Raw genomic sequence first — 13,437 nt, forward strand, 5'->3', positions numbered from 1 at the left:
TCTCCCCTTCCCACGTCCTCTCGTCCCGGAGCCACACCATGAACGTCTCGGTCGTCCTGTTCACCTCCGACCTGCGTCTGCACGACCATCCGGCGCTGCGCGCGGCGCACGACGGTTCGGCCGCGCTGGTGCCGCTGTTCGTCCGGGACGACGCCATCGCCGAAGCCGGGTTCGCCGCTCCCAACCGGATGGCGTTCCTCGCGGACTGTCTGGCGGACCTCGACGCCGGACTGCGTGAGCGCGGCGGCCGTCTGGTGGTGCGCTCCGGCGACGCTGTCGCCCAGGTGTGCAAGGTGGTCGCCGAGGCCGACGCCGACGAGGTGCACATGGCGGCGGGGGTCAGTGCCTACGCGCGCCGCCGCGAGGATCGGCTGCGCGCGGCGCTGGAGTCCGAGGGATGTCGTCTGCACGTCCACGACACCGTGATCACCGCGCTCGCGCCCGGCACCGTCACCCCGGCCTCCTCGGACCATTTCGCCGTCTTCACGCCGTACTTCCGGCACTGGTCGCAGCAGCAGCCGCGGGACGTGGTCGCCGCGCCCCGGTCGATCCGGGTGCCGGACGGCGTCGGCTCGGAGGAGGTCCCCTCCCGCACCGCCCTGGCCGGGGTGTCGCGGGGGCTCGCGCGGGGCGGTGAGACAGCAGGCCGCAGGCGGCTCACGGCCTGGCTGCGCGACGGAAGCGACCGGATCACGGCGTACGAGGACCGCCACGACGACCTGTCCGGCGACGCCACCTCCCGGCTCTCCCCCCATCTGCACTTCGGCACGCTCTCCCCGGTCGAACTCGTCCACCGGGCGCGCGCGGTGGGCGGACCGGGCGCCACCGCCTTCGTACGGCAGCTGGCCTGGCGGGACTTCCACCACCAGGTGCTGGCCGCCCGGCCGGACGCGGCCACCGCCGACTACCGCACCCGGCACGACCGCTGGCGCTCGCAGAACCGTGCGCGGGAGGACATCGACGCGTGGAAGGAGGGGCGCACCGGCTATCCGGTGATCGACGCGGCGATGCGCCAACTGTCGTACGAGGGCTGGATGCACAACAGAGGACGTCTGCTGGCCGCGAGTTTCCTCACCAAGACGCTGTACGTGGACTGGCGGATCGGGGCCCGGCACTTCCTGGACCTGCTGGTGGATGGCGATATCGCCAACAATCAGCTGAACTGGCAGTGGATGGCCGGAACCGGCACGGACTCACGGCCCAACCGCATCCTCAATCCGGTGACCCAGGCCAGGCGTCACGACCCGGACGGGGAGTACGTACGGCGCTGGGTGCCCGAGCTCGCCGGGCTCGCGGGTGCCGCCGTGCACGAACCCTGGAGACTCCGGGGCCCGGAGCGCGCCGGATACGACTACCCCGATCCGATCGTCGAACTCTCCGCGGGGCCGGCCCGGTTCAGGGCCGCTCGGGACCGGGGCCGTGACTGAGCACGCGCCACCACGGATTTTACCTGCCGTAGAGATTTCTCCCGCCTCCGCAGCCGTACTGATGGACGTCCGAACAACCCGTACGGGATCCACCAGCACAGGATCCACCGAGCGGCTCGACGGAGCGTCCCGCTCCCGACCGCCGCCCCGCCAGGAGGCTCAATGCGCATTGCACGGAACGCAGGAACGCTCTTCGTGGCAGGTGCGTTGACCATGACCCTCGCCGCACTCGCGTACCCCGCGATGCTCGGCGTGCAGACCACGTCCAGTTCCCCGAACCGCGTGATCGCCAACACCGCGTCGGGTCCGCTGACCGAGGCCGACCGCGACTTCGTCGTCAAGGTGCGGGCGGCCGGGCTGTGGGAGTACCCCGTCGGGATGCTGGGTCTGCAGAAGGGCACCATTCCGGCGGTCAGGACCGCCGGCGACCACCTCGTCAAGGGCCATGCCGCGCTGGACGACACCGACCGCAAGGTCGCCGCCGCGCTCGGCATCACCATCCCCAACAGGCCGTCTCCGCAGCAGCAGGGCTTCATCACGACCCTGACCGGGGACACCGGCAAGCAGTTCGACACCGACTTCGCCAACATCCTGCGGGTGACCCACGGTTCGATCTTCAACACCGTCGCGAAGATCCGGTCCACCACCGAGAACACGTTGGTACGCCAACTGGCCGACCAGGCCAACGACACCGTGCTGGACCACATCACGGTGATGGAGAAGACCGGACTGGTCAACTTCGATCAGGTGCTGTTCCAGGAGACCACCCCGCCGAAGCTGCCCTCCTCCGATCTCACGCCGCCCCCGCCCGTGCCGGGCGAGCCGACCGTCGTGCTCACCCCGCCCGCGAACAGCTCCGCGTCGCCCACGGGGACGGTGGGCTGAGCCGGAACGGATCCGGCATCCCCGGCCCGGCGCACCACCACCGCCGCCGGTGATCAGCCCCGCGGGACCGGGACACCTCCGCCGTACAGGTCCGTGAGCGTCCCGAGGGCATCCCGCAGCCCGGGCGGGCGGAGCATCCCCCGCACCGGGCGGCCCGCCCAGCCCGGGCCGCCGAGCAGTACGACGGGGTGACCGCGGGCCCCCTTGACGCCCCAGTGGGTGCCGGCCACGTGCCGGGCCAGCGGAAGGTCGGCGGTCGAACGCGTCTGGGCCCACAGCACGACGGCTGTCGGGCCCAGTCGCCGTACGGCCGCGGTCAGCGCCTCCGTCGGGACGGCCGCACCGAACATCCGCGTGGGCAGGCCGTGTTCGACCAGACCCGCATGGAGCGCCTCCAGCGGCAGGCTGTGCTGTTCCCCCGGGACGCACGCCAGCACCACCGGCCCCGGACCCACGACCGGGGCCTCCGCGGGCCGGGGCGGTTCGGTGGCGCGGTGCAGCGCCCGCGAGATGTGCCAGGACAGCAGGTGCTCCACCTCCACATAGCGGTCGCCGGAGGACTCCCACTTGCGGCCCACCGCGTGCAGGGTCGGCACCATCACCTCGTCCCAGGCGACGACCAGGCCGTGCCGCGTCACGAGCGCGGTCAGCCGGTCGTCCACGGCGGGCGCGTCGAGGCGGACCGCGGCGCGTGCGAGCCCCCGGCACTCCTGCCGGGCGTCACCGAGCGGCAGCGCGCCCGCCGCCCTCGAACGATGAGCGCCTCCGGCGGCCGGAACCGGGCCGGCAGGCAGGACCGGAGCTCCGGGCGCCGTCCGGTCGACACTCCGCCGGGCCGTCCGCGCCGCTTCGGCGGGCGGCACCCCGGCCGAGGTCAGCCGGCACATCTCCTCCAGCATCGCCACGTCCCGCGGCGTCCAGCGGCGGTGGCGTCCGTCGGAGCGGACCGCGGGCCCCACGCCGTAGCGCCGGTCCCAGGAGCGCAGGGTGGTGGGAGACACCCCCAGACGGCGGGCCAGCGCACCCGTGGTGAGCCCCGCCTCGGCGGACCCCACGACCGGTTCCAGCCGCTCCGCCGGTTCGTCCTCACCCATGCCGCGATTATACGACGCACAAACGATGCGAGTTGTCCGTCTTGTCCCGCGGTTCACACGATGGGGATCACCGGGCGCGTCGCGGGAGCGCCCGCTGACCGGGAGCCCGCCCGAACCGAGGAGCCGTGGCCATGACCGCAGATCCGATGCCCGAGCAGCGCGCCCTCGGACCGCGCGAGCCGCTCACCGACGCGGACATGGCCCATGGCCTCGTGGACGGCGACGAAGCCTGTCTCACCGCCGCCTACCGCCGCTGGGGAAAGCTGGTGCACACACTGGCCCGGCGTTCGCTGGGTGACGCGCGGGAGGCCGAGGACGTCACCCAGCAGGTGTTCCTGGCCGCGTGGCAGGGCCGGCAGGGCTATCGCCCCGAGCGCGGCCCGTTCGTCGGATGGCTCGTCGGCATCACCCGCCGCAAGATCGCCGACGCGCTGGCCGCCCGGACCCGCCGCACCGATCTGGTCGCCGTGGCCGGAGCCCTCCTCGGACTGGCGGACGACACCCGCACCCGGCCGGAGGCCGCGCTCGACCGAGTCCTCCTCGGGCACGAGCTCGCCAGACTCCCCGCGCCACAGCGGAAGGTGCTCCATCTCGCGTTCTACGAGGACCTGGCCCAGACGCAGATCGCACAGCGCACCGGCTGGCCGCTCGGTACCGTCAAGAGCCACTGTCGGCGAGGCCTGCGCCAACTGCGCCGCTGTCTGCGCACGGAGTCCCTCCACTGAGCCTCCCGTCCAGTCCACCCGGCGCAACTACCAGGGCGACGTACGCCAGTTCCACACATTCCTGACGACCTCGGGACACTACGATGTCTACGCACGATGACGTGGTGGCCGAAAACGGAAGGTACGGCATGACGCGCGGCGCGGACGACGAGGACTGGTTGGACCTGGCTGACGCCATCGAGGTGCTGCGATCCCAGCTGTCGGAGGCACAGCGCCGCGGCCAGGACTCCCCACTGCGCTTTGTGCTGGGCGAGATCACCGCGGAGTTCGAGATCGAGCTGGTGCGGACGAGGAACGGCGGCGGAGCGCTGCGGTTCGGCGTCGTGGAGGCCGACGCCCGCCGGGAGCGCTCGGCACGGTCCACCCAGCGCGTGACCCTGCGCCTGAACCCGGAGCGCCGCGGCGGCGGGGACGTGGCCGTGGGCGACGTCGAATAGGTCGAGCGATCCGGGGGCGGGCTCATGCAGACAAAGCAGGTCGTCCAGGTCCGCGCCGCGGGCTTCGGCAGCGGCTATCTGATCGCGCCGCGGCTCGTCCTGACCGCCGCGCATCTGGTACCGGCGCCCCACGAGCGAGCAGAGATCACTCTCCCGCAGACGGCCGCGCGGTCCTCCGCGGTGGTGCGCTGGCGACGGTACGACAACACCGTGGACGCCGCCCTGTTGGAGATCCCGGCCGATGACCGGGAATGGTCGGCACCCGACACGCTGCGCGGCACCCGCGGCCGCCGCCCGCAGCGCTGGGGCTGGTGCGTGACGGGCGGCACCGAACTGCGGGTCGCCGCCACGGGATTCCCCCGGCAGCAGCGGACCGTGGACGGCCGGGGCTGGGAGACACTGATCGGCCGGGTCAGGCCACATCGTGGCGCGACCTTCGAGATTCTCGACGACGCCGGCCTGCTGAAGATCGACATCGCGGGGCTCGACGACGAAACCGCCGCGAGGACCACCCCGTGGTCCGGGATGTCGGGCGCGGCCGTCTTCCCGGTGGGCGAGAACCTGCTGCTCGGCGTGGTGCGGGCGGACCGCCGGCCGAACCAGGGCACGCGGCTGACGTACACCCGCAGCGAGGACCTGCTGGCCTGTGACGACTTCCGCGCGGTGGTCCGCGAGGCGACCTCCGTCGACCCGCAGCCCGAACCGGCCGAGCTCGCCCGCCTGTTGGAGCCGACACCGCCCAAACGGGAGGTGACCTCCCCCACCATGCTGCTGCGGGCCGACGCCGAGGTGGTGTCGTTCCACGGCAGGGAGGACACGCTCGCCGACCTGGAGCGGTGGTGCCTGACGGATCCGGACGGCCTCCCCGCCGTCCCCGTGCTCACCGCACCGGGCGGACAGGGCAAGACCCGGCTGGCGCGACAGCTGATGGCGCGGCTGCGGGACCGCGGCTGGGTGGCCGGTCAGGTACGCCGCGAGCCGCTCGACCTGCAGGCGCTGCGCACCGTCCAGCACCCGCTGCTGCTGGTCGTCGACTACGCCGAGACCCGGCCCGAGTTGGTCAGGGAACTGCGGGAGCGGACCGAGGAGGCCGGACATCCGGCGCGCCTGTTGCTCCTCGCCCGCTCGCTCGGCTCCTGGCAGACCAGGGCGACCGGCGCCCTCCGCGAGATCAGGCTGCACGCGCTCAGCCCCGGCGCCGCCGACCGGGAGCACGCGTTCCGGAGGGCGGCCCGGGACCTCTCCCGCCGTATGGCGGAGGTGACCGGCGAGACGGACGTCGACTGGCCCGGGCTCACGGACACCCTCCCGGCCGCCCGCCCCGCAGGGGGCCCGGCGGCTGAGACGGCGCTGACCGTGCAGATGGCGGCCCTGGCCGCGCTGCTGCGCCGCGTCCGGATTCCCCAGCGGGACGCAGGCACGCTGGAGGCCGAAGTCCTGGAGCACGAGAAGAAGTACTGGCTGGACACCGCCGACGGGCGGGGCATGGGACCGCGGGAGAAGAACCTGCTCGCGCGGGCGGTCGCGGCGGCCGTGCTGTGTCCCGCGCAGGAGGAGCGGGAGGCACGGGAAACCCTCGCCCGGCTGCTGCCCGACGAGCCGCCGTGGCTGATCTCGGACCTCGCCGCCTGGCTACGCGACCTGTATCCGCCTCCCCACGACCACTACTGGGGCCGGCTGGAACCGGACCGGCTTGCGGAGTACCAGGCCTCCGAGCAGGTCATCGGCGACGCGGGACTGCTCGGGCGGCTGTTCGCCCGAGCCCCGGACCGCCCGCGGGTGCAGACCCTCACCGTACTGGCCCGGTCTGCCGTGGCCCACGCCAACGAGGGCCGCACGCAATGGGCGCACATCGTCGTCGACCGGCTGCGCGAGGCGCTGTTCTCCGTGCCCGCCGACGCGCCACTGACCGCCACCGTGCTGCGCGCGCACTCCGACACGCTGCCGGAACAGTCCCATGTGCTGCGCGAGTACGCGCTCGACGTCGCCCGCGAACTGAGCCGGCTCTGCCGTACCACGGGCGACGACCCCCAGGCGCTCCGCGACCGCGCGTGGGCGCTGAACAACCTGACCGAGCGGCACCTGGCGATCGGCGACTGGGAAGCCGCCCGGGACGCGGCGGCCGACGCGGCGGCGATACGCGAGGGGCTGGCGGCGGACGGGGCGATGACGCACCGCACGGAATGGGCCGACTCGCTGCTGGTGCTGTCGCACGCCTTGCGCATGACCGGGCGCCTGATGGAGGCACATCGCGTCGGCGATCAGGCGCTGGACCTCTTCCGCGCGCTGACGGCGGAGGGCGGCGAGGAGGGGGAGGAACGCGAGAGCCGCCTGGTGCGGGCCCTCATCAACCAGTCGCACGTGGTCTGGCAGCTCGACCCGAGCGCGATTCCCTTCGACCAGGTCGCCAGGTCCGACGACCACACGGGCGAGGCCGTCCGGCGCGCCCGCGAGCTGGCGGCTCGACACCCCGATCTGGACCCGCTCCTGCTCCCCAAGGCGCTGGTGGCACGAGGCACGAACCTCTGGCGCCTCCAACGGAATTCGGAGGCGCTGTCGCTGAGCGAGGAGGCGGTCGAGACCTCTCGCCAGCTGGCGAGAGAGAACCCCGACGCCTATGCCGCCGACCTCGCACGCGCTCTGATGGGTCTGGCGGTCGACTACAACACCGCCTCACGACCACGCGGCGAGTCCATGGCACTGGAACGTGAGGCGATCGAACTGCTGCGCCCGCTGGCCGAGGACCTTCCCGGGGTCCACGGCTCCACGCTGGCGCAACTGCTGCACAATCTTGGCTGTGAGCACTTCAGCGAGGGTGATCACGCCGCGGCGCGGGAGTCCATCGAAGAGGCCGTCGAGCATCGCCGGGCTCTGGCGCGCGATCCGTACGGGATCGCCGAGCCCGGCCTGGCCCATTCGGTGAGCATGCTCGCCACCTGCCATGCGGATACCGGCGACCACCAGGCGGCGGTGGAGCATTTCGAGGCGGCCCTCCAGATCTACGCGCAGGCCAAACTGCCACTCAGCGCGAGCAACCTGGAGACTCAGTCCGGAACCGCTCTCAAACTCGCCCACTCCTACGACGTCCTGGATCGCCCGACGGACGCGCTCGCCGCCCAGAACCAGGCCCTTGCCATCTGGCGCCGCCTCAGTGAGTACGCCCCCAGCCTCTACACGAAGGGGTATGCCACCAGCCTCCACGACGCCTCCGACCTGTACTGGGGGCGCGACCGGCATGTCGCGGTGCGCATCCTGCTGCGTCAAGCGCTGTCGCTCTACCGCCGGCGGTCCCACGTCAACGAGGAAGAGCGCCCATGGCTGGCCATCTTCCTGCACGACCTCGGCACCAGCTACGCGACGTCCTGGGCGACGGCCGACCGCGCGGTGCCCGCACTGCGGGAGGCGTACGAGCTGCGCGTGGAGCTGTCGGCCGACGACGCGGAATACGAGGTGGACCTGGCCCATACCTGCGCGGAGCTGGGCCGTGCACTGCTGATGACGAGCCGCTTCGGCGACGCCGTCCGTATCGCGCAGCACGAGGTGCGTCTTCGGCGCCGGTTGATCATCGCGGACCTGCCCGACCAGGAGTGGCGCCTCTGCCTCGCTCTCCTGCGGCTGGCCGACGCGCGGGCGATGGCGGGGGACGAGGCGGCGGCCTGGCGCACCGCCCTCCAGGCGGAGGAGGCCTGCCAGGCGCTGACCGGTCGCCCCGGCGAACGGCCGGCCCGGATCGCGTGGCTCCTCGGCCGACTGGCCGGGACGCTGAGCCTGTGTGGACGGCACGACGGGCGCCGGGCCCTGCGCGCGGTGGAACCGGCGCGGCGGGCCGTTCGCCTCTACCGGGGCCTGGTGGACCAGGACCCGAGCAGACAGGCCGACCTGAGATGGGCCGTCACCAGGCTCGCGACGGTTCTGGAACGCCTCGGCCGGCACGCCGAGGCCGCTGACGTACAGCTGCGAAGAGGAGCATGACGCCATGACATCACCCCTGCCCGACGAGGAGCCGGACGAGTCGGCCGAGGACATCCGGCGGGACGAGGAGAGCGCCGCCCGCCCGGCAGAGCTCTGGTACGCGAACGTCGGTGAATTCGTCACCGACCGGTTGGCCTATTTCGTCCCCCGTCCCAGCGCCGATTCCGGGCAGGTGTGGTGCCCGCAGTGGTTTCGTCACCCGGTGGCGCTCACCCGGCTGGACTCCCTGTGGCGTGCCTGGGAGGCGTTGCGCTGGGACGCCGGCTTGGGATTGTCGAGCTGGTGGACCCACCACTTCGACCCGCATCTGCGTGCCCTGTTGGACCCCGTCACAGGACCGTTCGCCCAGTGCGCCCACGGCCACCGGAACGACGAGCCGCTGCCACTCGCGCCGGCACCGGAAGGACTGTTCAGGGAAGAAAGGTGGCCGCCGTCCCAGGACCCGTTCGCCCTCAGCTGAGCCGGCCCGGTACCGGGCCGGGCAGAGCATGCGGGCGCGGACGGGGCCGGGCGACACTGGGCCGGTACGTGGAGCAGCAGAGGCCCGGCAGCGGAATCGGTGCGGCCACCGCCTGCAACTTCCGCGAAAGGCGCGGGAGTTCAGCGGAGGCGGCGCACGAAGCCGTCGTAGTGGCCGTTGGTGTCGTCGAGGACGAGCTGGGTCGATGCGCTGTCGAGGCCGATGCGCCGGGCCCCCGCGCTCATCGAGTCGACCGCCACGGAGCTGTCCGTGACGGGCCCACCGGCGGCGGACTCGCTGACCAGCCGGGTGGTACCGGTGCGCAGGTCGCGGAGGTAGACGTTGGCCGGCCCGAGCCGCCCGTCCGCCAGACGCGGATCCGCCTGATAGGCCAGGTACCGGCCGTCCGGGCTGAGCAGTGGCTCACGCACCCGGTCCTCACCGGCGGGACCCGCGTGGACGCGCCGGGTGACGTTCTTGCGCAGGTCGCGGACGTAGACGGTGGAGGCGGCACTGGGGGGTTTCACCCGGGACCAGCTCCTCATCACCCCAGTAGTCGAATGCGATGGTCCGGCCGTCCGCTGAGATCGAGGCGGACGTCGCGTACCGCTGTGCCGGGGTGCCGTCCGGCTTGACGTTGACCTGTTCCTCGGTGCCGGTGCGGCGGTCGTGCACCCATGTGCGACCGTACGAGCTGCGCGGCACCAGCTGCGTGTACGCCACGTAGTGGCCGTCGGCGCTCAGACCCTGCAGGAGCGCGGGGTTGTCCGGGCGGTTCCGGTTGGTGATCCGCTCCACGACGCCGGTGCGGCGGTCGAGGACGTACACGACTCCGAAGAGGTCGCCGGGGTCGGTCTCCATCCGGTCGGCCTTGGCGTTGAAGGCGATGTAGCGGGCGTCCGCCGACATGGTGGCGCCGGCCGCGAAGGCGGAACCTCCATCGAGGGCGACGCTGATCCGCTCCGTGCTGCCGGTGCGCCGGTCGTGCAGGTAGATGTCGTCGGCCGCGGCGTTCGTGGGCGGGTTGTCCCAGCGGACCAGGTTCCTGGCGTTGGAACGGAACAGGACGTACCGCCCGTCGGCACTGACGGCCTGCGCGGACGACTCGCTGTCGGCCTGCGCGCCGTCCGAACGGACGCTGACCCGCTCGACGGTCCCCTTGCGCAGATCGCGCACGAAGACGTCGAGGAAGCCGTTGGTGTCGCCGGGCACCAGGTTGGACGCGTACGCCGAGAAGGCCGCGAAGCGACCGTCGGCGCTGAACCGCGGTCCGTACGAGTCGTCGTTGCCCTGCTCCCCCGTCGCCGACATTGTGATCCGCTCGGTCTCCGGCTTCGGCGCCGGCGCGGCCGACGTCGCCGACAGCGCGACCATCGCCCCCGCCAGCACCGCGACGGACACCCCACGCATGGTTCTGAACACGATTCCCCCTGTGTTTCCCCGTTGACGCATCTCCCCCGGCCCCGCGCCGAGGGCTCGCTTCGAGGCAAGCTCACCACCATGCACGGGGTCAATCCCCAGAATTGAGTACAACCCGGGCATGACATCAGACGTCCGCGAGGAGACCCTCGTCCAGGAGCTCCCGTACGTGGCCGAAAACCCGCGCCTGGTCGACCCGCCGAGCGCCAAGGCAGTGGACTGAACGACTCGGCCGGTGGACGCGGGAGCAGGGAGGAGGGACCGACGGACTGTCATGCACCTCTGGGACGTGGGCGTTTGAAACCCAGCAGGGTGCGATACCGCTCCCGTACGGCGAACTCCCCCAGGGCCCAGACGGCCGGTCTGCCCGCCTCGGCGCAGAGGTGGAGGATCCGGCCCTCACCCACGACCACACCGACGTGGGCGCCCCAGGCGTTGTCGTCGCCGTTGAAGAGAGCCAGGTCCAGCGGTCGGGGAACGGACGCCCGCTCGGTGCTTCCGGTGTCGTTCCACAGCTCGCTCGAACGCCAGGCGGGGACGTCCACGCCGAAGTGCCGGAGCACCTCGTAGGCGAAGTACTGGCAGTTGGCGCCCTCGGCGAGGCCCGGTCTCCCGGCCACGGACCGCGAGCCGGGAAAGCGCCGCCCCACGTACGGCGTCGCCCAGAACTCCGCGGGCAACCGCGCCGACACCTCGTCAACACTCGGTTCCGACAACTCCGCCTCCACCCGTGTACCGCGCCAGTTCCCAGGGGTCGTGGGCGCTGAAGAGGTCGACGTCGTCGCCGTGCAGGCGCGCCAGTTCCCGCAGACGGGCATGGTTGCCGAGGCGCAGCGGCCTGTCCACCTCGGCGATCTCCTGGAGGACGTCCAAGCCGGGGTGCCCCCGGGGGTGGTCGGGGTCGATCTCGCGGTGGAAGTAGTACGCGTCCCCGCAGTGCAGCAGCCAGCGGCCCTCGGCGGCCACGGCTGTCGCGCTGTGACCACGGGTGTGGCCGCCGAGCGGGACGAGCAGGATCTCGGCGTCGAGTCCCTCCAGTGGGCGCACCGCGTCGAATCCGAACCAGGCCTCCCCGTACGGCTCTGCGTACGTCACCCAGTGCGGCCGGTGCGCCCACTGGGCCGGGCGGTAGCGGACGCGGTCCTCGGGGTGGGCCCCGGGGGCCGCCATCGCCGCGCGGTGTTCGGCCTCGCTCACATGGACCTTGGCCCAGGGGAAGTCGGGCAGGCCGCCCGCGTGGTCGAGATCGAGGTGGCTGAGCACGACATGCCGGACGTCCTCCGGGCGGTGGCCGAGTCCGATGACCTGGTGCAGTGCGGTCTCCGCGAGGTCCAGGACGGGCTGGGCCCGGCCGAGGAAGTCCGCACCGAGGTGCTCCTCGGGCCGCGCCACATCGGCCGTACCGATACCGCTCTCCACGAGGACGAGTCCGTCGCGGTCGGTCTCCACGAGCAGACAGTGGCAGACCGCGGGCAGGCTTCCCTCCTCGGTGTCGATGGTCCGCATGGAACCGCAGTTCAGGTGGTGGATCTTCACGGTGAGTCCCTTCACGCGCTCGGCGTCGATCGGCGGCCCGACGGCATTTATCTAACGAACGATCGTATGCTAATTGCGAACGACCGTTAGGTTAAAGTGGTCGTATGAGCCCGCGCAAGTCCGTCGCCGAAACCGCCGCCACCCGCGGCCGGATCATCGAGAGCGCCCTCACGCTGGCCTCCGCCGAGGGCCTGGAAGGCCTCACCATCGGCCGCCTCGCCATCGATCTGGAGATGAGCAAGGCCGGCGTGATCGGCCACTTCGGCAGCAAGGAAGCGCTTCAACTCGCCGTTCTGGACGCGGCGGTCGAGCGGTTCCGGCTACGGGTGCCGGGGCGCGCCGTCGGCGCCAGGCCCGGGACGGAGCGGCTGGCACGCACCTTCGACGAGTGGATCGACTACATGGCCGAGGGCGAGGGGCACGGGGGCTGTTTCCTCACCTCGGTGGCGAGCGAGTTCGACGGTCGGCCCGGCCCGGTCCGCGACGCGGTGCTGGAGGCGCTGGCCTCGTGGTCGGCGTATGTCGCGGCGGAACTGGGCACGGCGGTCGAGGCCCGCGAGCTCCCGCCGCGCACCGATGTGGATCAGCTCGTCTTCGAGCTCAACGGCGTGGCCCTGGCCGCGAATCAGTCCATCCAGCTGCACCGCGACCCACAGGCCCCCACACGGGCCCGCCGCGCCGTCGCCCGCCTTCTGATCGCCCCCTGAACAGAGGCCGACCTCTGTACACAAAGAGGCAACCTCTACACATAAAGATGAAATAAGAGCACAATGAACATAAGCGGCGCCAACCGCATACCGCACCAGCCGCGGTCAGGCCTGCAGAGACCGAAGGAGACGACTCATGGCCAACGTCTCGCACCCCAGAAATGACATCACGGCCCACCCCGATGTTTCCGAAATGCGGGACCGGTATGCCCGCATGCTCGGTGGTCGCGATGTGGCGCTCGTCGACGGACCGGTGTTCCTGCTCGGTCTGTACTGCGCCGTGTCCCCGTGGATACTCCACTACACGACGAGTCAGCCCGCCCTGATGGCCCACAACTTCGTCATGGGCGTCGCGATAGCTGTCCTGGCTCTCGGATTCACTGTCACGCCGGAGAGGATGTACGGCCTGAGCTGGGCCATCTGCGCGATGGGCGCGTGGATGATCATCTCGCCGTGGGTGGTCGGAACCAGCCCGGACACCGGCGTCGTGCTCAACAACATCATCATCGGCGTACTGGCCGTGGTGCTGGGGGCGCTGTGCGCGGTCACGGCGACGAAGAGCAACACCCGGGCGTAGCCCCGGCGAACCATCCTTCGGTGCGGGCCCGGCGGACATTCCGCGGGCACGGCCCCGAAGGCCCCACCCGGGCTCAGCCCCGAAGTCGATGCCCGCGCTGAGCCCGGCACCACGAAAGGAATCCGGAGAAACACCACAGGCCGGCCCCCACCCCACGGGCCGGCCTCACCATTCCCACCCACCCGGGCCGGCGCCCTG

At 71.7% G+C, this 13,437-nt stretch carries 13 protein-coding genes; 8 read left to right on the forward strand and 5 right to left on the reverse strand.

The features are described from left to right. Positions 1–38 precede the first annotated feature (38 nt). Both RV986_RS04355 and RV986_RS04360 read left to right on the forward strand, forming a co-directional pair. Complete coding sequence (locus tag RV986_RS04355; protein ID WP_475916108.1) at positions 39–1,427, forward strand: cryptochrome/photolyase family protein; 1,389 nt, start codon at positions 39–41, stop codon at positions 1,425–1,427. A gap of 162 nt (positions 1,428–1,589) precedes the next feature. Further along, positions 1,590–2,312: a DUF4142 domain-containing protein gene (locus RV986_RS04360; RefSeq protein WP_475916109.1), complete on the forward strand. Its 723-nt coding sequence runs from the start codon at positions 1,590–1,592 to the stop codon at positions 2,310–2,312. A gap of 53 nt (positions 2,313–2,365) precedes the next feature. Here RV986_RS04360 and RV986_RS04365 read toward each other — a convergent pair whose 3' ends face one another. Next, complete coding sequence (locus tag RV986_RS04365) at positions 2,366–3,406, reverse strand: MerR family transcriptional regulator (protein ID WP_475916110.1); 1,041 nt, start codon at positions 3,404–3,406, stop codon at positions 2,366–2,368. Positions 3,407–3,537: 131 nt separating this feature from the next. Here RV986_RS04365 and RV986_RS04370 point away from each other — a divergent pair, with 131 nt between their 5' ends. The 4 genes from RV986_RS04370 (at position 3,538) to RV986_RS04385 (ending at position 9,000) form a co-directional block, all read left to right on the forward strand. After that, complete coding sequence (locus tag RV986_RS04370) at positions 3,538–4,131, forward strand: sigma-70 family RNA polymerase sigma factor (RefSeq protein ID WP_475916111.1); 594 nt, start codon at positions 3,538–3,540, stop codon at positions 4,129–4,131. An 83-nt stretch (positions 4,132–4,214) separates the two neighbouring features. Further along, complete coding sequence (locus tag RV986_RS04375) at positions 4,215–4,568, forward strand: trypco2 family protein (RefSeq protein ID WP_475916112.1); 354 nt, start codon at positions 4,215–4,217, stop codon at positions 4,566–4,568. Between the two features lie 24 nt (positions 4,569–4,592). Further along, positions 4,593–8,540, forward strand: coding sequence for a trypsin-like peptidase domain-containing protein (locus RV986_RS04380; protein WP_475916113.1), 3,948 nt, complete (start codon positions 4,593–4,595; stop codon positions 8,538–8,540). Between the two features lie 4 nt (positions 8,541–8,544). Continuing rightward, the gene (locus RV986_RS04385) at positions 8,545–9,000 is read left to right on the forward strand and encodes a DUF4913 domain-containing protein (protein ID WP_475916114.1); all 456 of its coding nucleotides are present in this window, start codon (positions 8,545–8,547) and stop codon (positions 8,998–9,000) included. A 140-nt stretch (positions 9,001–9,140) separates the two neighbouring features. Here RV986_RS04385 and RV986_RS04390 read toward each other — a convergent pair whose 3' ends face one another. The 4 genes from RV986_RS04390 to RV986_RS04405 form a co-directional block, all read right to left on the reverse strand. After that, entirely contained in the window at positions 9,141–9,527 is a 387-nt protein-coding gene (locus tag RV986_RS04390) for a TolB family protein (RefSeq protein WP_475916115.1), read from the reverse strand. Continuing rightward, positions 9,439–10,401, reverse strand: coding sequence for a TolB family protein (locus RV986_RS04395; RefSeq protein ID WP_475916116.1), 963 nt, complete (start codon positions 10,399–10,401; stop codon positions 9,439–9,441). Before RV986_RS04395 ends, RV986_RS04390 begins: the two co-directional genes overlap by 89 nt. A 290-nt stretch (positions 10,402–10,691) precedes the next feature. Next, positions 10,692–11,135, reverse strand: a complete 444-nt coding sequence (locus RV986_RS04400) for a hydrolase (protein WP_475916117.1) — start codon at positions 11,133–11,135, stop codon at positions 10,692–10,694. Continuing rightward, positions 11,116–11,970, reverse strand: coding sequence for an MBL fold metallo-hydrolase (locus RV986_RS04405; protein ID WP_475916118.1), 855 nt, complete (start codon positions 11,968–11,970; stop codon positions 11,116–11,118). Before RV986_RS04405 ends, RV986_RS04400 begins: the two co-directional genes overlap by 20 nt. An 89-nt stretch (positions 11,971–12,059) precedes the next feature. Between RV986_RS04405 and RV986_RS04410 the strand changes: the two genes are divergently transcribed. Continuing rightward, the gene (locus RV986_RS04410; protein ID WP_475916119.1) at positions 12,060–12,662 is read left to right on the forward strand and encodes a TetR/AcrR family transcriptional regulator; all 603 of its coding nucleotides are present in this window, start codon (positions 12,060–12,062) and stop codon (positions 12,660–12,662) included. A gap of 136 nt (positions 12,663–12,798) precedes the next feature. Beyond that, positions 12,799–13,239, forward strand: coding sequence for an SPW repeat protein (locus tag RV986_RS04415; RefSeq protein ID WP_475916120.1), 441 nt, complete (start codon positions 12,799–12,801; stop codon positions 13,237–13,239). The last annotated feature ends 198 nt before the right edge of the window (positions 13,240–13,437 follow it).

Source organism: Streptomyces sp. RLA012, assembly GCF_056270325.1.